The 21,368-nt window shown below is 63.8% G+C and carries 29 protein-coding genes; 13 read left to right on the top strand and 16 right to left on the bottom strand.

All coding sequences use genetic code 11. The features are described 5' to 3' along the window. Nucleotides 1-5: 5 nt before the first annotated feature. From nfrB to IE097_RS10215, 5 genes are all read right to left on the bottom strand, one after another. Nucleotides 6-2,240, bottom strand: coding sequence for a cyclic di-3',5'-guanylate-activated glycosyltransferase NfrB (gene nfrB, locus IE097_RS10235; RefSeq protein WP_189460409.1), 2,235 nt, complete (start codon nt 2,238-2,240; stop codon nt 6-8). Nucleotides 2,241-2,254: 14 nt separating this feature from the next. After that, nucleotides 2,255-3,373 carry a non-hydrolyzing UDP-N-acetylglucosamine 2-epimerase gene (wecB, locus tag IE097_RS10230; RefSeq protein ID WP_189460407.1) on the bottom strand — a complete coding sequence of 373 codons (1,119 nt, stop codon included), beginning with the start codon at nt 3,371-3,373 and terminating at the stop codon, nt 2,255-2,257. 356 nt (nt 3,374-3,729) lie between these two features. Then, nucleotides 3,730-4,362, bottom strand: a complete 633-nt coding sequence (locus IE097_RS10225; RefSeq protein ID WP_189460405.1) for an Ivy family c-type lysozyme inhibitor — start codon at nt 4,360-4,362, stop codon at nt 3,730-3,732. Between the two features lie 77 nt (nt 4,363-4,439). Then, entirely contained in the window at nt 4,440-4,736 is a 297-nt protein-coding gene (locus tag IE097_RS10220) for a YXWGXW repeat-containing protein (protein ID WP_189460403.1), read from the bottom strand. Nucleotides 4,737-4,809: 73 nt separating this feature from the next. Beyond that, nucleotides 4,810-5,385 carry a hypothetical protein gene (locus IE097_RS10215; RefSeq protein ID WP_189460402.1) on the bottom strand — a complete coding sequence of 192 codons (576 nt, stop codon included), beginning with the start codon at nt 5,383-5,385 and terminating at the stop codon, nt 4,810-4,812. A gap of 220 nt (nt 5,386-5,605) precedes the next feature. On the opposite strand from IE097_RS10215, the gene IE097_RS10210 reads away from it, so the two are divergent. The 3 genes from IE097_RS10210 to IE097_RS10200 all read left to right on the top strand — a co-directional run bounded on the left by IE097_RS10210 (nt 5,606) and on the right by IE097_RS10200 (nt 6,733). Continuing rightward, nucleotides 5,606-5,815, top strand: a complete 210-nt coding sequence (locus IE097_RS10210; RefSeq protein WP_189460401.1) for a DUF1059 domain-containing protein — start codon at nt 5,606-5,608, stop codon at nt 5,813-5,815. Between the two features lie 227 nt (nt 5,816-6,042). Next, nucleotides 6,043-6,447, top strand: a complete 405-nt coding sequence (locus IE097_RS10205) for a YXWGXW repeat-containing protein (RefSeq protein ID WP_189460400.1) — start codon at nt 6,043-6,045, stop codon at nt 6,445-6,447. 55 nt (nt 6,448-6,502) lie between these two features. After that, complete coding sequence (locus tag IE097_RS10200; RefSeq protein WP_189460398.1) at nt 6,503-6,733, top strand: DUF2789 domain-containing protein; 231 nt, start codon at nt 6,503-6,505, stop codon at nt 6,731-6,733. 27 nt (nt 6,734-6,760) lie between these two features. On the opposite strand, the gene ypfJ is transcribed toward IE097_RS10200, so the two are convergent. The 5 genes from ypfJ to infA all read right to left on the bottom strand — a co-directional run bounded on the left by ypfJ (nt 6,761) and on the right by infA (nt 10,287). Further along, a complete protein-coding gene (ypfJ, locus tag IE097_RS10195; protein ID WP_189460396.1) occupies nt 6,761-7,615 on the bottom strand; it encodes a KPN_02809 family neutral zinc metallopeptidase in 855 nt (284 codons plus the stop codon). A 56-nt stretch (nt 7,616-7,671) separates the two neighbouring features. After that, nucleotides 7,672-9,012, bottom strand: coding sequence for an MATE family efflux transporter (locus IE097_RS10190; protein WP_189460394.1), 1,341 nt, complete (start codon nt 9,010-9,012; stop codon nt 7,672-7,674). A 70-nt stretch (nt 9,013-9,082) separates the two neighbouring features. Beyond that, nucleotides 9,083-9,496, bottom strand: coding sequence for a carboxypeptidase regulatory-like domain-containing protein (locus tag IE097_RS10185; protein ID WP_189460392.1), 414 nt, complete (start codon nt 9,494-9,496; stop codon nt 9,083-9,085). 77 nt (nt 9,497-9,573) lie between these two features. Then, on the bottom strand, nt 9,574-10,023 hold the full coding sequence (locus tag IE097_RS10180; RefSeq protein ID WP_189460390.1) for an NUDIX hydrolase: 450 nt from the start codon (nt 10,021-10,023) through the stop codon (nt 9,574-9,576). Between the two features lie 6 nt (nt 10,024-10,029). Then, a complete protein-coding gene (gene infA / locus IE097_RS10175) occupies nt 10,030-10,287 on the bottom strand; it encodes a translation initiation factor IF-1 (RefSeq protein WP_189460389.1) in 258 nt (85 codons plus the stop codon). Nucleotides 10,288-10,748: 461 nt separating this feature from the next. Here infA and IE097_RS10170 point away from each other — a divergent pair, with 461 nt between their 5' ends. Then, the gene (locus IE097_RS10170) at nt 10,749-10,952 is read left to right on the top strand and encodes a cold-shock protein (RefSeq protein WP_189460387.1); all 204 of its coding nucleotides are present in this window, start codon (nt 10,749-10,751) and stop codon (nt 10,950-10,952) included. Nucleotides 10,953-11,063: 111 nt separating this feature from the next. Beyond that, the gene (locus IE097_RS10165; RefSeq protein WP_189460385.1) at nt 11,064-11,270 is read left to right on the top strand and encodes a dodecin; all 207 of its coding nucleotides are present in this window, start codon (nt 11,064-11,066) and stop codon (nt 11,268-11,270) included. A gap of 30 nt (nt 11,271-11,300) precedes the next feature. Here IE097_RS10165 and arfB read toward each other — a convergent pair whose 3' ends face one another. Then, nucleotides 11,301-11,696, bottom strand: a complete 396-nt coding sequence (gene arfB / locus IE097_RS10160; protein ID WP_189460383.1) for an alternative ribosome rescue aminoacyl-tRNA hydrolase ArfB — start codon at nt 11,694-11,696, stop codon at nt 11,301-11,303. 28 nt (nt 11,697-11,724) lie between these two features. Beyond that, nucleotides 11,725-12,060 carry a DUF2185 domain-containing protein gene (locus tag IE097_RS10155; protein WP_189460380.1) on the bottom strand — a complete coding sequence of 112 codons (336 nt, stop codon included), beginning with the start codon at nt 12,058-12,060 and terminating at the stop codon, nt 11,725-11,727. A 161-nt stretch (nt 12,061-12,221) separates the two neighbouring features. Here IE097_RS10155 and rarD point away from each other — a divergent pair, with 161 nt between their 5' ends. Next, nucleotides 12,222-13,154: an EamA family transporter RarD gene (rarD, locus tag IE097_RS10150; RefSeq protein WP_189460378.1), complete on the top strand. Its 933-nt coding sequence runs from the start codon at nt 12,222-12,224 to the stop codon at nt 13,152-13,154. Here rarD and IE097_RS10145 read toward each other — a convergent pair. After that, nucleotides 13,123-13,596: a hotdog fold domain-containing protein gene (locus tag IE097_RS10145; RefSeq protein ID WP_189460376.1), complete on the bottom strand. Its 474-nt coding sequence runs from the start codon at nt 13,594-13,596 to the stop codon at nt 13,123-13,125. The two genes, rarD and IE097_RS10145, sit on opposite strands and share 32 nt — an antisense overlap. A 181-nt stretch (nt 13,597-13,777) precedes the next feature. On the opposite strand from IE097_RS10145, the gene IE097_RS10140 reads away from it, so the two are divergent. Continuing rightward, the gene (locus IE097_RS10140; protein ID WP_189460374.1) at nt 13,778-14,512 is read left to right on the top strand and encodes an NAD-dependent protein deacylase; all 735 of its coding nucleotides are present in this window, start codon (nt 13,778-13,780) and stop codon (nt 14,510-14,512) included. Here the strand turns inward: IE097_RS10140 and IE097_RS10135 are convergent. Further along, nucleotides 14,509-14,967 (bottom strand): RrF2 family transcriptional regulator, encoded by a 459-nt coding sequence (locus tag IE097_RS10135; protein WP_189460372.1) that lies wholly within the window; start codon nt 14,965-14,967, stop codon nt 14,509-14,511. The genes IE097_RS10140 and IE097_RS10135 overlap by 4 nt on opposite strands. Before the next feature lie 82 nt (nt 14,968-15,049). Between IE097_RS10135 and IE097_RS10130 the strand changes: the two genes are divergently transcribed. The 4 genes from IE097_RS10130 to IE097_RS10115 all read left to right on the top strand — a co-directional run bounded on the left by IE097_RS10130 (nt 15,050) and on the right by IE097_RS10115 (nt 19,046). Further along, nucleotides 15,050-15,358 carry a metal-sulfur cluster assembly factor gene (locus tag IE097_RS10130; protein ID WP_189460370.1) on the top strand — a complete coding sequence of 103 codons (309 nt, stop codon included), beginning with the start codon at nt 15,050-15,052 and terminating at the stop codon, nt 15,356-15,358. Next, nucleotides 15,355-16,392, top strand: a complete 1,038-nt coding sequence (locus IE097_RS10125) for a DUF8744 domain-containing protein (protein WP_189460368.1) — start codon at nt 15,355-15,357, stop codon at nt 16,390-16,392. Before IE097_RS10130 ends, IE097_RS10125 begins: the two co-directional genes overlap by 4 nt. 63 nt (nt 16,393-16,455) lie before the next feature. Beyond that, a complete protein-coding gene (gene norV, locus IE097_RS10120; protein WP_308429705.1) occupies nt 16,456-17,874 on the top strand; it encodes an anaerobic nitric oxide reductase flavorubredoxin in 1,419 nt (472 codons plus the stop codon). 59 nt (nt 17,875-17,933) lie between these two features. Next, nucleotides 17,934-19,046 carry an FAD-dependent oxidoreductase gene (locus IE097_RS10115; protein ID WP_189460366.1) on the top strand — a complete coding sequence of 371 codons (1,113 nt, stop codon included), beginning with the start codon at nt 17,934-17,936 and terminating at the stop codon, nt 19,044-19,046. Nucleotide 19,047: 1 nt separating this feature from the next. Here the strand turns inward: IE097_RS10115 and IE097_RS10110 are convergent, their stop codons facing one another. Continuing rightward, nucleotides 19,048-19,440, bottom strand: coding sequence for a PaaI family thioesterase (locus IE097_RS10110; RefSeq protein WP_189460365.1), 393 nt, complete (start codon nt 19,438-19,440; stop codon nt 19,048-19,050). Continuing rightward, nucleotides 19,440-20,066: a LysE family translocator gene (locus tag IE097_RS10105; RefSeq protein WP_189460363.1), complete on the bottom strand. Its 627-nt coding sequence runs from the start codon at nt 20,064-20,066 to the stop codon at nt 19,440-19,442. Before IE097_RS10105 ends, IE097_RS10110 begins: the two co-directional genes overlap by 1 nt. A gap of 233 nt (nt 20,067-20,299) precedes the next feature. Between IE097_RS10105 and yiaA the strand changes: the two genes are divergently transcribed. Together yiaA and IE097_RS10095 are read left to right on the top strand one after the other, a co-directional pair. Beyond that, nucleotides 20,300-20,779: an inner membrane protein YiaA gene (gene yiaA, locus IE097_RS10100; protein ID WP_229797528.1), complete on the top strand. Its 480-nt coding sequence runs from the start codon at nt 20,300-20,302 to the stop codon at nt 20,777-20,779. Nucleotides 20,780-20,887: 108 nt separating this feature from the next. Continuing rightward, nucleotides 20,888-21,325, top strand: coding sequence for a YybH family protein (locus IE097_RS10095; RefSeq protein ID WP_189460361.1), 438 nt, complete (start codon nt 20,888-20,890; stop codon nt 21,323-21,325). The last annotated feature ends 43 nt before the right edge of the window (nt 21,326-21,368 follow it).

The raw sequence follows: 21,368 nt of genomic DNA, 5'->3' as shown, positions 1-21,368 counted from the left end.
GGTATTCATGCTGCCGCCGGGCGGAGTGAATCAAGCTTGTCGGCACCGACGCCATGCTGTTGCAGCAAGGCAGGCATGGTCGGTTGCAGTTCGCGCTGCAGCCGCAGCGCTTCGTCGAGCGTCCCGGCGCTGACCACGCCCTCGCGGACGAGGAACTGGCCGAAGCTCAGGTCGCTACGCTCGTGCCGCAGCAGCAGCGCCTTCAGCGCAGAGGGCTGGATATGGCCGAGCGACATCAGGATTTCGGCAAACAGGACCTGTTTCGGAACGAAAGCCTGCCAGATCGCATCGGCCTGTTCGGGCGTCAGCCACCCTGCCTTGACAACCTTGTCCAGCAACGCGCGCGGATCGTCCCGGAGGGCGCGGACGTACCAGCGGCGCAGGCCGACAGTCACCTGCCCCTTGGCCGCGATCACGTAGCGCACCGGCCGCCCCAGTTTGCGCGCCAGCGCCGCCAGCGACACCGGATCAAGATCGGATTCGCTGGCCACCACCAGGGTGCCATCCTCTTCGCGCACCGGAATCACCGCATAGTGCAAGGCGATTCCGGCCGGAATCATCGCAACCAGCGTGTCTGGCAAACGATAGGCATCGACCGGTTCGTAATCGACATGACTCTGCGCTGCCACCGCCCTGGCCAGCGTCTCGGCACTGATTACGCCATCGTGCACCAGCCAGCTGCCGAGCCGGAGCCCGTGACTGCGGTGGGTCAGCGCGGCTTCGAGCTGCGCCGGCGTCAGCGCGCCCTGCTCGACCAGAATCTGCCCCAGCGGATGGCGGGCACGGTTTTCGCCCCCGACGCTGGGAAAGTCGTGCGTCGTCTTGTCCCACGCCACGCGACGCGGATCGCCCTGGGCAATGATCTGGCTCAGCGCCCGCCAGTTGGCGAGGAAGTTGATCAGATTGCCCCAGAACAGCCGCGGCAGCGCCATCAGCCCCTGCGCCAGGCCGTAGTAGCCGGACACGAAGATGATCCGCTGCAGCATCCGGTTGCTCATCAGCAGGAAGTTGATCCACAGCAGCGAGACCAGCCAGACGTCGCCCTCGAAGATCGACAGCCAGCGGTAGGCGTCCGGCCACAGCCGCTGGTACACCCACAGCGCCAGCAGCTGCAGCAGGATCAGCGAGGCGATGAAGCTGACGAAGTTGCTGATCGCGCCCTTGCGGTCGCGCCACAGGAAGTAGTTGAGCGTCCAGTCGCCGGTCCAGCGGTGCGTCTTGAAGCCCTGGTAGACGATGCCGATGATCCAGCGCGATTTCTGCCGTACCGCGGTGTGCAGGGTATCGGGGAAGTACTCGCGAACGCAGATCACGTTCGAATCGCGATCGTTCTGTCCCAGCACCAGTTCACGCAGGCCGGCGCGTTGCGGATGACGAATGACCGGGAAGCGCACGAACACTTCCTTCATGCCCTTTTCCTTGAGCCGGAAACCGATGTCGTAGTCTTCGGTCAGGCTCTGCACGTCGAAGGCGATGCCGTCGCCGTCGGCCAGCAGCAGCAGGACCGCGCGACGGCTGAAACAGGTGCCGACACCGGCGCTCGGTACCTGACCGGCCAGCGCTTCGCGCACCGGCACGTCCTTGCCGTGCAGTTCGGCAAATTCGTCGAGATAGGACAGGCTGGTGAAGTTGGTCCATTCGCGCTCGAACGGATAGACCGGAATCTGGATCAGATCCTTGCGGTCGACCAGATAGTTGAACAGCCGCAGTTCCATGTCCGAAATCACGTCTTCGGCGTCGTGGAGGATGAAGCCGGCAAACTCGAACCGCGCGCTGCGCTCGAACTGCAGGATGGCGTCGAGCACGTTGTTCAGGCAATCGGCCTTGCTGGTCGGCCCCGGCCGGGCACAGACGACCTTGTGGACATTGGGGAAACGCGCGCAGACCTCGTCGACATCGCGCTGGGTATCCGGGTCATTCGGATAGGTGCCGACGAAGACGTGGTAGTTCTCGTAGTCGAGCGTCGTCGCGGCCAGTTCGGCCATCTTGCCGATCACGCCGGTTTCGTGCCACGCCGGCACCATGATCGCCAGCGGTTTTTCCGCCGGCTCGTACAGCGCCTTGTAATCGAGACGGTCGTGATTGCGGTAGACGGTGAGCGCACGCCAGAGTCGGCGCACCCAGTAGACGACGTCGATGAACAGGTCATCGATGCCGCTGATCAGCATCAGCACCGCAACGGTGATGGCCAGCAGCTTCAGGCCGTACAGATAGGTTGAAAAGACATCCAGCAATGACATCGTCGTGTCCTGCCTCAGGCGAAGTCCGGAGCCTGGTTGTGCGGCTTGTACGCCAGCCCCTTGCGCAGCGCGGCAACGATGTACTCGCAGGCCTTGCCGTCGCCAAACGGATTGCCGGTCTGCTGCATCGTGCGGTAGGCCGCGGCGTCCTGCCAGAGCGTTTCAACCTGCTCGACGATGGTCTCGCGCCGCGTGCCGACCAGCCGGGCGCAACCGGCCTCGATCGCCTCGGGGCGCTCGGTTTCGTCCCGCAGCACGAGTAGCGGCACACCGAATGTCGGGGCCTCTTCCTGCAGGCCTCCGGAATCCGTCAGCACCAGCCACGAATCGACCAAGGCCTGCTGCATGTCGAGGTAATCCATCGGCGCCGTCAGCTTGACGTTCGCGACATGGCCAAGAATCGCGCGTACCGGCTTCTGGATCACCGGATTCAGGTGGACCGGGAACAGCACGTCCAGTTCGGGATGGCGTGTCGCGATATCGGCAATCGCATGACAGATTTCCTCGACATCGTTGCCCCAGTTCTCGCGCCGGTGCACCGTGACCAGCATGTGACCGCGCCCCTCGACACGACGGCGGATGCCGCGGTTGGCCATCACCCACTGCTGGGCGTCGATCACGGTGTTGCCGGTCAGCGTGATGTGCTTTTCGGCAATGTTTTCCGACAGCAGCGCTTCGCGCGCGCGTTCGGTCGGCGGAAAGTGGAAGCGTGCAACCCGGCCGATCATCTGGCGGATTCCCTCTTCCGGAAACGGACGGTCCGGATTGTAGGTGCGCAGCCCGGCTTCGACATGCGCGACCGGAACACGGTGGTAAAAACCGGCAAGGGCACCCAGAAAGGCGCTTTCGGTATCGCCCTGGACAATAACCAGCGACCACGGCTTGCTCAGCATCACCGCTTCGAGCTGCTCGCGGCAGCCAATGCTGAAATCGGCCAGACTGCTGCCCCGCCGCTCGAGCACGATGTCCGGAACAATGTCGAAGCAGGCCAGGATCTGATGCGCCATTTCACCGTGCTGGCCGGTATGCAGCCATTGCACGTTCGCCCGGGTATGGGCCTTAAGCGCATGGTACAGCGGCGCGATCTTGATGATTTCCGGGCGGGTACCCGAGACCAGCAGAATGTCTTGCATGAAAGCTCCTGTTGCTGCTTCGCAGCGTCCGTCGCCAATCCGGCCTTGCACCACGACACCGGCCTTGATGGCCGCCCCGGAAGCAACGACATGTTTACGGCCAAACCGCGACATTGCGCGTCGCGCCGTCAAAGCCGGCACAGTGGAACATTGTGCTGTAAGAATGGCATAGACAACAGGGCTGTGCAGTCTGTCTTGCACCATCCGCGGCAAACCAGCGGCGCACCGATTTATATGTCAACAATTTTGACATAAATGATCGAATTCGTAATGTGCAAATAGTTACCGGTAACATCATTGATCCGGAATAAAGAAAAAAGGCCGCACTCGGCGGCCCTTTTCCGGCAGTTCGCGGATCAGCGGCTGGCCATGTTCTGTACCACGGTCTCCACATCCTTCGGCTTGTAGATTGTGTCGCCGGCACTGGCATAGACGACCAGCTTGCCCTTGGACATCATGCCGACCTCCAGCGTGCGCTTGTCCGGGTTGATCAGCAGGTAGGCGCTGCCGTCACCTGCAGAATGCGGTTTGTTGCCGGTGGTGTAGAGGACACCCTGTTCCTTCTGCAGCGGGCCCTGCGTTCCCATCCACTCCTTGAAGGTCTCGAAACGGTTGCCCAGCAGGCGCTTGAGCTCCGGAGCAATCGGGCTGACATCGGTATACAGGCCAATGTCGCGCGGATACTTGCCGACGTGCTGCTCAAGCGTATGCCAGTCACTGGCTCCGAGCGATGCGGCCTGCTCCTTGAGCGCCGCACGCGCCTTTTCCTTCAGCGAGTCGACCGTCGCACTGGCGTCGATCCCCATGCCCGACAGCGCGTTGTTGGCATCGTCCTTGGCCTTGTCGAGCACCGACTGCGCCTGACTGCCGGCCTGCTTCAGCGTTTCGGCCACCACCGCCGAGGCCGCCTGCTGGGCGATCGGCTCAACCTTGTCGCAGGCGGCAAGCACGAAGGCCAGCGGAAGTAGCAAGAGAGAGCGTGCACGCATGAATTCGATTCCTTTCTTGATCAAGCAAAATGGGTTGGTGGGCGTGGCCGCAACCAAGTTCCCGCCCCGGCGCGCTTTCAGTGGTGGCGGTGATGGTGGTGATGACGCTCTTTGTGATGATGCCGACTCCCGTGGGGCCGGTAGTACGGATCACGGGCCCAGTAGCCGCGCTTCCAGCGATACCGCGCCCTCGGCTCGGTGGCCACCCAGTAGCCCGGTCGCCAGACATAACCGTAACGCACCGGTGGCGCCTGCTCGATCCGCACGGGCGGCGAAATGCCGATGTAAACGTCGATGTCGGTTCGCGCGAGTGCTTGCGGCGCCAGCGACAGCGCCGCGGCAATCAGTAGTACTTTGCAGGTCCTGCGGAACATGCCGGCCTCCGGAGTTTCGATCCCCGAAGCTTACGGAATGCCCCTGCCGACGGTCTGTGAATCCCGCCACTGTTCAGCGGCGCAGGAAGACCGTGCCGTCCGGCGCGATCAGCCGCGTCACCAATCCGTCGACCTGCCGGATGCCACGGGTCGCCTGCAGGTGCGAGGCATCCCGGGCCCATGCATCGCGTACCGTGGCGCGTTCGTTGTTGTCGAGCGTGAAACCGAGGCTCCCCAGGTACACCACCTCGCCGGCCTTGACCTCGAACTCCCGGCCGATCGGGATGTAGGCCTGCCGGGCGTTGCTGTCGACACTCGGTCCGCCCCCGCCGCCCCATGTGGTGTAAGCCCCCGCCACAACGTAGCGGCCCGGTTTCAGGTCGAGCACCGCCAGCTCGCCATTCGGATCCGACTGGGCCGACGTCGTCCGCAGCACGTCGCGCCGGCTGGCGTAAACCCTGGCACGGAAACCCGGGTCGTCGATGCCGCGGATGTCGGCCTCGGCCTTGGCACCCAGCGTGTCGGTCGAGTCCACGGTGGCCGAAATCAGTGCCACCCCACCGCCTTGTGTCGGGATCAGTGCTGCCGGCTGCTGCATGGTGCTGCATGCCATCAGTCCAACGGTAGCCAATGCCATCAAGCGCTTCACGATTCCACTCCTTCTTCAAAACGGTGCAGCCGTATCGCTGCAACGGCAAATGCAGCGGCAGCCGGCAAATCCCCCCACTTGTCAGCAGCGCTGGACGAACGGCCGCAAGTGCCGACCCTGCCTGCTCCGACCGCACCGCATCGGCGTATAAGTAAAAGAGGCCTCATCCATTCCATATACAGGGTGGAAGGCATTGTTGCCTGCAACCAGGAGCCCAACCATGAGCAGGAAATACATCGATTGTCGTGACTATCCGGGCAGTACCTGCTCGGTAAAGATTTCCGCCGATACCGAGGCGGAACTGCTCGAAGCCACGATCGAGCACGCCGTGAAGGCACACGGTCATCAGGACACCCCCGAACTGCGCGCGCAGCTCGCTGCAATGTTCAAGGACGATACGGGAAACGCCGATACCCGACTGGCTGCGTGACGCGCCAGCGCACCCGAACGGGGCGGTCGGCAAGCGGCCGCCCCTCTTCGATAAAGTTCCATTGCAAACAATCAGTTACCGTCCTTGTGAGCGCGCTCACAAGCCTTTCTGCGCGACGTGGGTATGCTGGAAACAGCGATACCAGACAAGGCAGTGCAGCCCCGCCCGCAAGCGGCTGTCGCCAAACACGCCGGATCCGTCCGGCCGGAAGCAGAAAGGAGATCCACATGAAACATCGCCACATCCTGATCCGTACGGCGGCAGCACTGCTGACCGCCGGCACCCTGCTGGCCGCACCAGTCCAGGCACGCACCAATGTCGACATCGGCATCGGTATCGGCATTCCCGGACCGGTCGTTGTCCAACCCGCACCGGTAGTCGTCCAGCCCGCCCCGGTCATTGTCGCGCCTGCGCCCCGCCCGGGCTACGTCTGGGTCGAAGGCGGCTGGGTCCAAGCACCGCGTCCCTACTGGCGCGAGGGTTACTGGCGCCGTGCCGAGTACCGTCCGGCTCCGCCGCCGTGGGTGTATGAACGCCACCGTTACTACGACGGATATCGCGAAGGCTATCGCCGCGGTCGTCACGACGACGACGACGGCCATCGCCATCGCGGTCGCGACTGGGACGACTGACCACGACATCGGATCGGGGCGCTAGACTGGAGCATGCCGCAACCGGAGCGCTCCGATGGATACCAGCCACCACACCCTCGCCGTGCTGTTCAAGCAGCTCGGCCTGCCCGACGACGGTCACAGCATCCGCCAGTTCATCGCCAGTCACCGCCTGGCCGCCGGCACGGCACTGAGCGCCGCGCCGTTCTGGACCGAGTCCCAGTCCGAGTTCCTTGCCGAAGCACTCGACGAGGACTCCGACTGGGCCGAGCTCGTCGACGAGCTCGCCGCCGCACTCAGCGACTAGTCCGGCACCGGAGTCGCAAACAGCGGCTCACCCTTTGCCACCGAAGGTGTTGCAGTCCTGCATCTGCCCGGAGTCGAACCCGCGTTGCAGCCATTGCATCCGTTCGGCAGACGAACCGTGGGTAAACGAATCCGGCGTGACGTTGCGTCCGGCGTTACGCTGCAGTGTGTCGTCCCCGATCGCCTGCGCCGCGGTCAGCGCATCCTGCAAGTCGCCGGCTTCAAGCAGCCCGCGCGACTGCGCATAATGCCCCCAGACACCGGCCAGACAATCGGCCTGCAGCTCCAGCTTCACCGACAGCGCGTTGGCTGCGGCCTCGCCCTTGCCCTTCTGCAACCGGTGCACCTTGTCCGAGATGCCCATCAGGTTCTGCACATGATGGCCGACCTCGTGGGCGATCACGTAAGCCTGCGCAAATTCGCCCTTGGCGCCGAAGCGCTGGTTCAGCTCCCTGAAAAAACCAAGGTCGAGATAGACGGTACTGTCAGCCGGACAATAGAACGGGCCGATCGCCGAAACGGCCTGCCCGCAGCCGGAATGGGTCGGATTGTTGAACAGCACCAGCTGCGGCGCCTTGTAGGCCATGCCGTTGTCGGCAAGCAGTTTGGTCCAGGTATCCTCGGTATCGCCGAGGACCCGTGCGGCAAACTGCTTGCCTTCGTCGTTGGCGGCCGGCGCCGCCTGCTGCTGGTTGACCTGTCCGCCGCCGGTAAACTGCGATACCAGCCCGAGCATTTCCAGCGGGTTCTTGCCCAGCAGCAGACTGATGACCACGACGGCAATGATGCCGCCGATGCCGAGCCGGAAGCCGCCCCGTCCGCCGCCGCCCTGCCCGCGCCGATCCTCGACGTTGGCGCTCTCGCGCATGTCCTTCCAACGCATCTTGCTCTCCCCGCCAGTTCAAGACACCGGCCTGATTCAAAATAGCGTCGAACCGGCTAGCGCGCTCTTTCCGCCGCGCCAACGGCGCGCAGCAACGACGGCAGCGCCAGTGCCAGCGTGACGCCCCGCAGCAGCATCAGTACGCTGAACGCCAGCCACAAACCATGATTGCCGAGTACCGGCGGCAACAGCGTCACGGCGACGGCAAAACCGCCGAGCGACCACAACATGCAGCGCATCAGTGCACCGGTGCGCGTCGCGCCAATAAAGATGCCATCGAACAGAAAGCCCCAGGCCGACAGCAGCGGCGCCACCACCACCCACGGCAGGTAATGCAAGGCCACATCGCGCACCGCCGCCTGATCGGTCAACAGGCGCACGATGAACGGGCCGAATGCGGCGTAGACAAGCGAAAACACCGCTGCCACGCCCAGCGACCAGATCAGCGTCACCCTGACCGTCTGCTTCAGCGCATCCCGCCTTTGAGCACCGACTGCGGACCCGGCCAGCGCCTCGGCCGCGTGGGCGAAGCCGTCGAGCCCGTAGGCCATGAAGGTCTGGAAATTCAGCAGCAGCGCATTGGCGGCAAGCACGGCATCGCCTTGCGCCGCACCGGCGCGGGCAAACCATGCAAAGCCGAACAGCAGGCAGATCGTACGGATGAAAATGTCACGATTGATCGCGACCAGCCGCCACAGCGCACCACGGTCAACAATCACTGCACGGCTTGCACCGCGCACATGGCGCCACAGCAGCATGGCGCCAGCCAGAAAGCCGAGTACGTCCGCGGTCGCCGTGGCTGCGCCGATGCCGGCCACGCCGGCATCCAGCCCGTAGACATAGCCGAACACCGCGGCCGCATTGACGAGGTTGATCCAGATCTGCAGCCCCAGCGCCAGCCGCACCTGCTGCGTGCCCAGCAGGAAGCCGAGCACGACGTAATTGCCGAGCGCAAACGGCGCAGCCCAGATCCGCGCACCGGCATAGGCAGCGGCATGCGATTGCACCTCGGCACTGCCGCCGAGCGCGGCAAGACCGACGCCCAGCAACAGGGGCTTGAGCAACAGCAGTGCAGCACCGAGTCCGAAGGCCAGCAGCAGCGCTCGCGCCAGCGTCGCCCGAAGCGCCTCGGCATCACCGGCACCGTGCGCCTGCGCCACCAGTCCGGTCGTCCCCATGCGCAGGAAACCGAAGCCCCAGAAGACGAAATTGAGCAGCAGCCCGCCGAGCGCAACACCGCCGAGATACGCCGGATCGGGCAGATGCCCGGCAACGGCGGTGTCGACCGCCGACATCAGCGGCTGGGTCAGATTGGCGAGAACCACCGGCACCGCCAGACGCAGGACGCGGCGGTGCCAGGCGGCGGAATCGGTAACGGCAGGCAGTGACGCGGACATGGGCGGACGGCAGTCGGACGATGCCGGATTGTCGGCGCCCGGCCCGATGGCGGCAAGCCTGCCGCCGGTATTACCAGGTCAGGTGAAGGCTGCGGCTGCCTTGCTTGCCGACCTGCAGCATGCGCTGTTGCGGCCGCTCGTCCAGCGTTGCGATCAGCTGATAGCGGCCAGGCTTGAGTTTCATGTAGAAGTACGGCCCGCTGGCCACGGCATCGACGACCGGCTTGCCTTTGGCATCCAGCACCTGGACCGTCGCGTTGGCCAGATACTGGCCCTGCTTGCCGGTCATCATCAGCCGGACGTTGTAATCACCGGCTGCGGCACGGATCGCGCTGGCCTCCTCGTCGCCGACTCCGCCACTGAGGTAGGCAACGCCGGCGACCGAATGCTGTACGTCCGGCAGCGGGCCGGCCAGTGCAGCAACCGGCGTGGCAAGTGAAACAACGAGGGCGGTCTGGATCAACTGGCGTGGCATGCGCGTCATGGGCGGTCCTCCGAAATCGGCCTTCCCGGATGAAGGCCAGCATCGGGTGTGTCCGCAGCAACGCGGCGCAGGTTCCGTCAGTCGCTACATTTAAAATGTACAGCCACCGCTTTCGGCGGTCGGGACCGAAGCGGCGCGTCGTCGAGCAGCACCGGCAGAACGTGCTGCTGCAACAGTGGCGCCAACGGCACCGTGGGCGCACGCGCAAGGTCCAGCCAGTGCACCGCCTCGATCTCGGCCGCAAGCGACAATTCGCCGCTGATGTCGCCGCGGAATACCCGGGCATGCACCTGCCGGCCGGGCTCGTTGGCGGCGGCGGCCGCGAACTCGCCGAGCAGCGTGGCCGAACGGACGCTACAGCAGAGCTCCTCGGCCACTTCGCGCGCCAGCGTTACGACCTCGGGTTCGCCCATTTCCGGTTTACCTCCGGGCAGCATGAAGCGTTCGGTACCCCGCTTGCGCACAGTCAGCAGCTTGCCGTCACGGACCACGGCCAGCGCCACCACGCGGATCGGATCGGTACCCATGCAAAATCAGCGCCGACGGAACGACGATGCAGCCGGTGCGTTGGCATCCTTGTGGCGAAAGCTGACCCGCCCCTTGGTCAGGTCGTACGGCGACATTTCCACCGTGACGCGGTCTCCGGCAAGGATCCGGATGTGGTGCTTGCGCATCTTGCCCGACGCGTAGGCCGAAATGTTCACGCCGTTGCTGAGCTCGATGCGGAAACGCGTATCCGGGAGCACTTCGAGTACGACACCTTCGAATTCGATCGAATCTTCCTTGGCCATGATGTTCCTTTGTAAAGCGGGGATGAGCCCTTGCACCGGCAATGCTGCAGCACCGCACCTGCACGCAGGGCGGACCGGGATGACGATAGAAGGGGAAAATCGGGCCGGCTCAAACCCAATGCATGGGTCGGCCCTCGGGAAGGCAAGCAGCCATTGTACGCGCTCCACCGCGTCCGGGCCCGGCAATGTCGCCGGAATTGCCAAGGGAATATCACCGGTGGCGGCATACGCAACAGCCGAACCAACCATTTGTCATATACAACAAACAGACGCGCAAATTCCGCTTGCACCCCTTGCAAAACGGGCGTAAAAAGGCAATCGCAGGATTTTCAAGTAGTGACGTTGTCGGTATCCGTAGTGCCTCTGGCAGTACCTCGTATCTCCCCACATCCCTTGATTTCCGTGCACCCCGGGCCTCGCCCGTTTTTCATCAACACCTGTTTCAAGCAAGGGATATTCTCATGGCTACCGGTACCGTTAAGTGGTTCAATGACTCCAAGGGCTTCGGCTTCATCACCCCGGACGAAGGCGGCGACGACCTGTTCGCGCACTTCTCGCAAATTCAATCGAACGGTTTCAAGACCCTGGCCGAAGGCCAGCGCGTGACCTTCGATGTCACCACCGGCCCGAAGGGCAAGCAAGCCTCGAACATCAAGGCTGCTTAAGTTGATCGCGACTCCGGTCGCAATCTGAAAAAGCCCGGCGCCGCCGGGCTTTTTTGTGCCCGCCGCCGATGCACGAAGCTATGCTGAAATCTGCACCCCGGGAGAATCAGCATGAGCGAGCACGTCTACAAAATGGTCGAGCTGGTCGGCTCGTCCACCCAGAGCTGCGACGACGCAATCCGCAACGCCATCGCCAAGGCCGCGCAAACCATCAAGCACATGGACTGGTTCGAAGTCACCGGAACGCGTGGCCACATCGTCGACGGCAAGGTCGGCCACTGGCAGGTCACGCTCAAGGTCGGTTTCCGCGTCGACTGAACACCACCAGATGGCGGCTCGAGCAGCGCGCTAGTCGACGACCTTGCCGCGCAATGCCTTGATCGAGCCACGCTGGGTTTTCTTTTCCAGCCGGCGCTTCTGCGAACCGTAGGTCGGCTTGGTCGCCCGCCGCGTTCTGGCGACGTGCGCAACGCTGTCGACCAGCGCCTGCAGCCGCACCAGCGCATCAAGCCGGTTCTGCTCCTGGCTGCGCGATTGCTGCGCCTTGATCACGACCACGCCGTCCTTGCTGATCCGCGTGTCGTTCAGTGCAAGAAGGCGTTCCTTGATGAAATCGGGCAGTGACGATGCCCTGATGTCGAAGCGCAGGTGCACCGCGCTCGACACCTTGTTGACGTTCTGGCCACCCGCCCCCTGAGCACGGATCGCACTGAACTCGACTTCCTCCTCGCGTACGGTGATCACCGGATCACGCCCGGTTCAACCCGGCAACTCAAGGCGCGTTGGCGTCGAGGAAGGTTTCGCCGTCCTCGGCCTTGTCGAACTCGGCACCGACCGGCGAGTCGAGCAGCGGAATGATCGCTTCGTCGTAGTTGGCAACGATGTTGACGTCGACGACGGCAAAGTTCTTGCTGTTGTCGATGTAGCTGTCGGTTTCCAGCCCGGAGAGGAAACGCCAGCCGCTGTCTTCGGCATCCTCGGGCTCCTCGCGGTACATGAAGCCGACACCGTGGCCGTCGACCGTGATCATGTCGCTGACGACGCACAGGCCATGCCCGGGGGCAAGTTCGCGGAGCTGGGTCTTGTCGAGTTTGAATTGCTTTTGCATGGCGGCTTCCTCAATGGCGTGTCCGGCAAGGATACGCGTTGCCATCCGGGACGTCATGGGCGCCCCGTCCTGCAACACGCCTGCATAGAGGAAAGCCGCAACGGCCGCGATTCGCCGCGGTGCTAAGATCGACGCGACAACGATAAAGATATGAATCAATCATGAGCAATCCGCTGTCCGGCCAGGGCGTACTGCTGTCCGTCGTCGCGTCGGTCGTGTTCGCCGTACTCGGCTGGTTTACCACCCTGCTGCTGCCGCTGACCGGACTGGAGATTTTTGCCTGGCGCATCGTCTGGACGGTACCCGGCATGATCGTCGTCGTATCGCTGCTGCGTCACTGGCCCAAGTTTGCCGCGACCGCAGCCCGCCTGCGCCGCGAACCGGTGCTGTGGCTGGCGTTGCCGTTGGGCGGCTTTCTGCTCGGCGTGCAGCAATGGCTGTTCATGTGGGCACCGCTCGAAGGCCGGCTGCTCGAGGTCACGCTCGGCTACTTCCTGCTGCCGCTGGTGATGGTGCTGGTCGGGTTCATCTTCTACGGCGAGCGCCCCAGCCGGCTGCAGTGGCTGGCCGTTGCCTTTGCCTGTGCCGGCGTGCTGCACGAGCTGTGGCTGACACGGGCGTTTTCGTGGGTCACGCTGGTCACCGCGCTCGGCTATCCGCCCTACCTGATGCTGCGCCGCGCAGTCCGGCTCGATCCGGTCAGCGGCTTCCTGCTCGAAACACTGGTGATCCTGCCATTTGCAGCGTGGCTGATCGTCACCCACCCGCCGGCCACCGATGCCCTGCACACGACGCCCCGACTGTGGCTGCTGCTGCCCTGCCTCGGCGCAATGACGGCGATCGCTTTTGCCTGTTACCTCGGCGCCAGCAAACTGTTGCCGATCAGCCTGCTGGGCATCCTCGGCTACGTCGAACCGGTGCTGCTGTTCGTCATTTCGCTGCTGTTCCTCGCCGAACCGTTCAGCGCAGACGGCCTCGGCACCTATGTACCGATCTGGATCGCCGTGATGCTGACCTGCAGTCACAGTGCAATGACGCTGGCCCGCCAGCGCCGCAGCGGGATCAGCGCTTCTTCGCCGACACCCACATCGTGATGGTCGCGCGCACCACAACCTGACCGGCCGCGTCGATCACGTCGACACTGACCGGCAGGTCCTGCCCGTCGCCCCACACTGGCGGCTGCATCACCGTCGCGATCGCACGCAGCCCGGTTTCCGCCCTCTTCAGGTAATCGACCTGCATGCCCTTCGGAATCCAGCGGTGCGTGGCCGGGATCGTGACATCGGTCATCGTTCCGGCCGCCAGCTCGGCCATATTGCACATGGCGATCGCATGCACGGTACCGATGTGGTTGAGCACCTTGCGGCGTTTGGCAATGTGCAACTCGCAGCGACCCGCCTCGAGCCGCTCGAAACGCGGCGAGATCGAACCGAAGTACGGCGCCTTGAAGCACACCAGCCTCGAAAACAGCCAGCGCCCGGCGGGGAGCCGGGTACACCGCTGCCACAGGCTCAGGATCGCGTTGCTGCGGGCCATGTCTCGTCCTCTTTCCTTGTTGGAATTGTCCCGCCAGCATTGCACAGCGAGATCAAGGCGCCGATGCGGGCACGCGATGATACGACCGTTTCAAACGCTGCCAGCCGCCCTGTCGCATCAGCGTTGCCGTCACGACCAAGGCAGCGCACACTTCGCGCTCGCCTCCAATGTGTCCGACACCATGACCGCCCTCGACCAGCTCGCCGACGACATCCGCAACGCCCACCACATCGCCGTACTCTCCGGCGCCGGCATGAGCACCGAATCCGGCATTCCGGATTTCCGCTCGGCGAACGGCCTGTTCACCGGCAAACGCAGCTTTGCCGACGTGGTGTCGATCGACTACTTCATGGACGACGCTGCCGGCTTCTGGGCCGCCTTCCGCGAGATATTCAAGATCAAGCTGGCCGGCGGCTATCAACCCAACGCCGGCCATGCCTTTCTGGCCGATCTGGAGAAAAACCACGGCAAGCGCGTGTCGGTGCTGACGCAGAACATCGACGGCCTGCACCACAAGGCCGGCAGCGACGAAGTGCTGGAAATGCACGGCTCGCTGATGGGCGCGACCTGTCTGTTCTGCCACACTCCGCACGACCTCGCCTGGGTGCAGCAGCACGACGTGCCGCGCTGCCGCAGCTGCGGCATGGTGATCAAGCCCGATGTCGTGCTGTACGGCGAAGCGGTGCCGCTGATCGAACCGGCGTTCGAGCTGGCGACGCAGGCCGATCTGCTGATCGTGATGGGTTCGTCGCTCGAAGTCGGCCCGGTGAACATGATCCCGCTGGAAGCCCGCCGTGCCGGCGTGCAGACCGCGCTGATCAACCTGTCCGAAACCCGGCTCGATCATGCGTTCGACGTGCGGATCGAAGCCGGCATCGGCGACACCTGCCGCCGGCTTGGCGATCTGCTCGCCTAAACCCGGCGGGTGATGCTGGCAGGGTCGATACCGAACACCCGCGCCAGCGGCGCCGGCTGTTGCAGCAGGTCCGCAAGCGTATGGCGGCCCAGCTCGGCGTAGAACGCCTCCTGCGCATCACGCAGCAGCCCGGTCAGCCGGCAGACGCCGCCGATCCGGCATTGCGAATGCTCGCGATCGAAGCACTCGACCAGCACGTCCTCGGTCTCGGTCAGCCGAACCAGTTCGCCCAGATTCACCGCAGCCGGATCACGACCAAGCCGCAAGCCTCCGCCCTTGCCACGCTGCGTGGCCAGATAGCCGTGCTGGCTAAGGAAGTGCACGACCTTCATCAGATGGTTCGATGAAATCGCGTAGGCATCGGCCAGCTCGGCAATCGTCACCAGCCGCTCGCTGGCCAGCCCGGCATACATCAGCACGCGCAGGCTGTAATCGGAAAATCGTGTCAGTCTCATAAGGTGTATTTTACATATTGATTTTGCGTTTTGCTTCGTGATAATTTTGATGCATCAAAAATACACCTTATGAGGCACGGCGATGGCAATCACGCATGAACAGGTCATGGATGCCCTCGCCGGTGTCATCGACCCCGAGGTCGGCGAAGACATTGTCGCGATCGGGCTGATCTACGACGTAGCAATCGATACCGCCGCGATCACCGTCACGATGACGATGACCTCGGCCGCCTGCCCGATGGGCGACCTGATCCTCGAAGAAGTCCGCTATGTACTGACCGAAATCGCGCCGGACGGCACCGCCATCGACGTCAAACTGGTCTGGGAACCCGCCTGGACGCCGGGGCGGATGACGCCGGCGCTGCGGCAACATTTCGGCTGGTCGGAATGAGACGCCTGCCCTTCCTGCTGCTGCCGGTACTGCTCTACCTCGCCATCGGTGGTGGTCTGGCCCGACTGGGGCTGGCGCTGCCGACCACGTTCGGTGCGATGGCCTGGCACGGCGCGGTGATGATCGGTGGCGTGTTCGGCGGGCTGATCGCAGTCGAGCGGGCCGTCGCTGCAAAAGCAGCATGGGCATGGATCGCACCGGTGGCCGCCTTCGCCGGCGCCATCCTGCTGCTGGCCGGCCGGATCGAAGGCATAGAAGCAATCACAATGGCCAGCGCGCTGCTGACGGCGGCGACGCTGATGTTGTGGCGCAAGCAGCCACAGCCGTTCACGCTGCTGCTCGCGGTTGCCGCTGCGTGCTGGCTGCTCGGCAACGTGCTGATGCTCGCCGGATTCGACATCAACGCCGTGCTCGGCTGGTGGATTGCCTTTCTGGTGCTGACGATTGCGGCCGAGCGGCTGGAACTGTCGCGACTGACGCCGAAGCCGCGCCGGGCCGAAGCCGCTTTCATCGCCATCGTCGCGCTGATGCTCGCCGGGCTGCTTGCCGTGCAAGCCTGGCTGATTGCCGCGTCGCAACTGCTGCTGGCCGCGTGGCTGCTGCGCTTCGACGTTGCCCGCCACACGGTCAAGGCACGCGGCCTGCCGCGCCACATCGCGATCTGCCTGCTGTCGGGTTACGGCTGGCTGGTCATCGGTGCGATCGCGCTGTGGGCCAACGGCACCCACCTTGGCGGCCGGTTCGACGACATCGCGCTGCACACGGTGCTGGTGGGCTTCGTGATGGCGATGGTATTCGGCCACGCGCCGATCATCTTGCCGGCGGTGACAGGCTGGCGACTGCGCTACCACGCCGTGCTCTACCTGCCGCTGGCTTTGCTGCAACTCGGGCTGCTGTGCCGACTGGCCGGCACGCTGATGCAGGCTGCCGCATCACTGCAGCTTGGCGCCAGCCTCAACGGCGTTGCCCTGCTGGTATTCGTCGTCACCGCCGTACTACGGGTGCAACGCGGCCCGCGCAAACCGAATCCGTAAACGCGCGTGATCGCGACCGGGCAACGATCACGCGCTTTTTTTGCCCTTAAAGATGTATTTATTATGAATCTTAATAACGAGGTCTACACCATGGCATTCCAGGTCAAGAACAACATCCACTGGGTCGGCAAGCAGGACTGGGAACTGCGCGAGTTCCACGGCAGCGAATACAGCACGCATCGCGGTTCGAGCTACAACAGCTACCTGATCCGCGAGGAAAAGGTCGCACTGATCGACACCGTCTGGGCGCCGTATGCCGAGGAGTTCGTCGCCAACCTCGCCAAGGAAATCGACCTCGACAAGATCGATTACATCATCGCCAACCACGGCGAGATCGACCACAGCGGCGCGCTGCCGGCGCTGATGGCGCGCATCCCGGATACGCCGATCTATTGCACCGAGAACGGCGTCAAGTCGCTCAAGGGCCACTACCACCAGGACTGGAACTTCAAGGTGGTGAAGACCGGCGATTCGCTCGATCTGGGCAACGGCAAGCAGTTGGTCTTCGTCGAAATGCCGATGCTGCACTGGCCCGACAGCATGGCCACCTACATGACCAGTGATGCGGTGCTGTTCAGCAACGACGCCTTCGGCCAGCACTACGCCAGCGCGCAGATGTTCAACGACCAGTGCGACCAGAACGAGCTGTACGAGGAATGCATCAAGTACTACGCCAACATCCTCACGCCGTTCAGCCCGCTGGTGACGCGCAAGATCGAGGAAGTGCTGTCGCTCAAGCTGCCGATCGACATGATCGCGACCAGCCACGGCATCATCTGGCGCGACAATCCGACGCAGATCGTCGAGCAGTACCTGAAATGGGCCGACAACTATCAGGAAAACCAGATCACGCTGATCTACGACACGATGTGGAACGGCACGCGGATGATGGCCGACGCCATCGCCGCCGGCATCCGCGCCGTCGATCCCGATGTGGTGATCAAGCTATTCAACCTGTCGAACACCGACAAGAATGACGTGCTCACCCACGTGTTCAAGTCGAAGGCCATCCTCGTCGGCAGCCCGACGATCAACAACGTGATGCTGCCGCACGTCGCCGCCCTGCTCGAGGACATGGAAGGCCTGCGCTTCCGCAACAAGACCGCAGCGGCTTTCGGCACGCACGGCTGGAGCGGCGGCGCGGTCGCACGGATCGCCAAGCGCCTCGGCGAGGCTGGCTTCAAGGTGATCAACGAAGGCATCACCGCCGAATGGCGCCCGACCGACGACGCGCTGGCCAGCGCCACCGAGTTCGGTCGGCGCTTTGCCGCCGCGCTCGCCACGCCCGAGGCTGAAGCCACCGGCGGCTGCAGCTGCGCGCAAAACGGAAAAATGCGCTGCAAGACCTGCTCGTGGATCTACGACCCTGCCATCGGTGACGCCAACCAGGGCGTCGCCGCCGGTACCGCCTGGGCCGACGTGCCTGACTCTTTCCTGTGCCCGACCTGCTTCATGGGCAAGAGCGACTTCGTTCCCGCCTGAGCGTCTGCCTGACACCAAGGGCCGGTACGCCGGCCCGACCACCAAACAGAGGAAACACGATGAACCGACCCATCGTCATCATCGGCAGCGGCCACGGCGGCTACACGCTGGCACGCGCCTACCGCAAACTGAACCGGACGCGCCCGGTCGTCGTCGTCACCGCCGATGACGGCGCCGACTACCCGAAACCACAGCTGAGTCACGCTTTCGGCAACGGCGCCAGTGCCGAGCGACTGATCCGCCAGACCGCCAGCGAAGTCGCAGCCGAGACCAGCATTATGGTGCTGCCGCACACGCGGGTGCAGCGCATCGACTTCGACAAGCAACTGGTCGAACTGGGCAACCGGACCCTGCGCTATGGCGAGCTGGTACTGGCCGTTGGCGCCCGGCCCTTTGTGCCACCGATGACCGGAGACGCCGCAGATACGGTGCTGACGCTGAACAGCCTCGACGATTACCGGCAGTTCCAGACCAGGCTGGCCAATGCCAACGATGTGCTGGTGATCGGCGGCGGGCTGATCGGTACCGAAATCGCCCACGACATCGCCCGCCACAAACGGGTGACGCTGGTCGACGTCAACGCCCGGGTACTGTCAAAACAGGCGCCACCAGTCATCAGCGCCCGGCTGCAGGCGGCGCTCGGTGATGTCGATTTCCGCTTCGGCAACCGGGTGACGGCGATCGATCAAGACGGTGACCGCTTGCGGGCCACGCTGGCCGACGGCGACACGCTGACGGTCGACGCCGTCGTTTGCGCAACGGGGCTGAAACCGCGGCTCGACCTGGCAAAAGGGCTGGATACGGCAACCGGCATCGTCGTCGACGCCGGGCTGCGCACCTCGCGCGAGCATGTCTACGCGCTCGGCGATTGCGCCGAAATCGACGGCCGTGTCCTGCCCTATCTGCAGCCGATCACGCTGTCGGCCAATGCGCTGGCACAAACGCTGGCCGGCACGCCGACCGCGGTCGCTTTCGGACCGATGCCGGTCGCGGTCAAGACGCCACGCTATCCGGTGCAGCTCGGCGGCATCACCGGTGGCGAAATCGACTGGCAGATCGACGAGGACGACAACGGTCTGACTGCGAGGGCGATGCGCGACGGCCAGTTGGTCGGCTACGCCACCGGCGGCGGGCACAACGGTTTCCGGCTGTTGCCGCAACTGGCGCGCTGAATCAGGCCCGGTATTTGAACGCGCCCTGTGCGGTCGCGATCAGCGTGCCGGCCTCGTCGAGCACTTCGGCCTGCGTGTAGTAGATCGTCCGGCCACCGCCAGTACGCCTGGCCCTGACGGTCAGACGCCCCTGGCGGGCAGCGGCAACGTAGTTGATCGCCAGCGACAGCGTCACCGCATGGCGGGGGGGCGCGTCCGGCGGCACATGCAGCCCGGCATAGCCCGACGCCACATCGAGTAGGGTTGCCAGCACACCACCATGCACCATCGCCTGCCGGTTCAGATGATCTACCCGCACCGACATGCCGAACTCGGCGTAATCCGCCAACCATTCGATCAACTCGATACCGAGCAGTGCAATGAACGGATTGTCGACGTTGTCCGGCACGCTCATCACCGGCTCACGATCAGCCGCAACCCGAGCGCAACGAAGATCGTCCCGGCGATCCGGTCCAGCCACAGGCCGGCGCGCGGCCGCCGGTTCAGCCATTGGCCGACCGTGCCGGAGAAATAGCCGAGCAGGCCGAACAGCAGCGCAGCCTGAAGCGTAAAGACCAGCCCGAGCTGCGCCGTCTGCCAGCCGACGCCACCACGTGCGGTGATGACGAACTGCGGCAGGAAGGCGAGGAAGAACAGCACCACTTTCGGATTGATCGCATTGGCAAACAGCCCCTTGCCGAACAGCCGCCACAGCGACTCGGCCGGCGCCCGGGCACCGTCGACCGTTGCACGCCCGCTGCTGCGCAAGGCCTGAATGCCCAGCCAGACCAGATACAGCCCGCCGCAGATTTTCAGCGCGGTGAACGCCGGTGGCGACGCGGCGATCAGTGCACTGATGCCCAGCGCCGCCAGTAGGGTATGGCTGAGGCAACCCAGGGCGCAACCAAGGCCGAACACCATGCCCTGGCGACGTCCGCGCGAAACGCCGATGCCCAGCACCATCAGGTTGTCCGGCCCCGGCGAAACGGTAATCAGCATGGCAGCAGCAAGGAAGGCCAGCAGCTGTTCGGGTGACAACATTGGGATGACTCCGGTCCGGCAGAAGTCACGATCATAGGGCCGGCGCGCGTCGACCGCATCAGCATAAGCGCGTACCTGACCACATGCCGTGTTCGTCGGCGAGCCTGCAATGCAGATACTGCGGAATACTTACCAAAATAAAACATGAAAATACAAATTATTTCTTATTGCTTACTTGAGAAATTAGAATCGCAGCCACAACGGCGGATTGCCCGCCAGACCGGATGCGGACATTGACGGTCACGCGCCGGTTACACAACCACAAGGAGACCGACATGAGATCCCCCTCTTCACTTCAACGCCCCTCCGGCGCTTTCATCGCATCCTCATGGGCCGCCATGCTCGTCGGTGCGGCTGTATACCTGATCGGGCTGTGGAACGCGCAAATGCAGCTCAACGAAAAAGGCTATTACTTCACGATTCTGATGTACGGCCTTTTCTCTGCCATTTCGCTGCAGAAATCGGTCCGTGACCGGCTGGAAGACATTCCCGTCACCGGGCTTTACTACATGCTGTGCTGGCTGTCGCTGGGGCTCGCCATCGGTTTGCTGGCCGTCGGCCTGTGGAATGCCGCCATTACCGATTCCGAGAAAGGCTTCTATGCGATGGCCTTCCTGCTGAGCCTGTTTGGCGCCATTGCCGTACAGAAAAACGTGCGGGACCTGCAGGCCGCGTTCAGGCACGAACCGCTGACCCAGCCGCTGCAGTCCTGAGCCGGTCAACCCGCGTGCGGACCGCCGGCATCCGGCCGGTCCGCATGTCGAACCGGCCCGTTCCACCCCTCGCCGTTCCATCTGCATTCGCTCAACCGGAGTGAACCGATGCCTGTCGAAACCGAACGTTTTGCCATTCAGCTCGCAGCCTACAAGGCTGCCGTATACGCCAAGGATGTCGATGCCTTTGCCGCTCTGTACGCCGACGACGTGCTGATTTTCGACATGTGGGGTGCGTGGTCGGTACGCGGGCTGAACGCCTGGCGCGATTCGGCACGCGGATGGTTCGATTCGCTCGGTGAAGAACGCGTCGTTGTCGATATCCTGCAGGCGCAGTCAACCCGGGCCGGTACGCTGATCGTCGGTCATGCGGTGCTCACGTTTACCGCGACTGCGGCCGATGGCCAAATCCTGCGCTCGCAAAGCAACCGCCTCACGATGGCACTGAAGCGTGTCGAAGACACCTGGAAGATCATTCACGAACACACGTCGGCACCACTGGACTTTCGAACGCAACAGGCGATGCTGAAGTACCAGCCGGAGTAAGCGCGCCCTCATGCACCACTGCCCGCCGGGCACTCGCCCAGCG

The sequence above is a fragment of the Jeongeupia chitinilytica genome, from assembly GCF_014652315.1.
GTDB lineage: Bacteria > Pseudomonadota > Gammaproteobacteria > Burkholderiales > Chitinibacteraceae > Jeongeupia > Jeongeupia chitinilytica.
The sequence above is the reverse complement of the archived record's forward strand: the minus strand, read 5'-3'. Positions and strand labels throughout refer to the sequence as shown.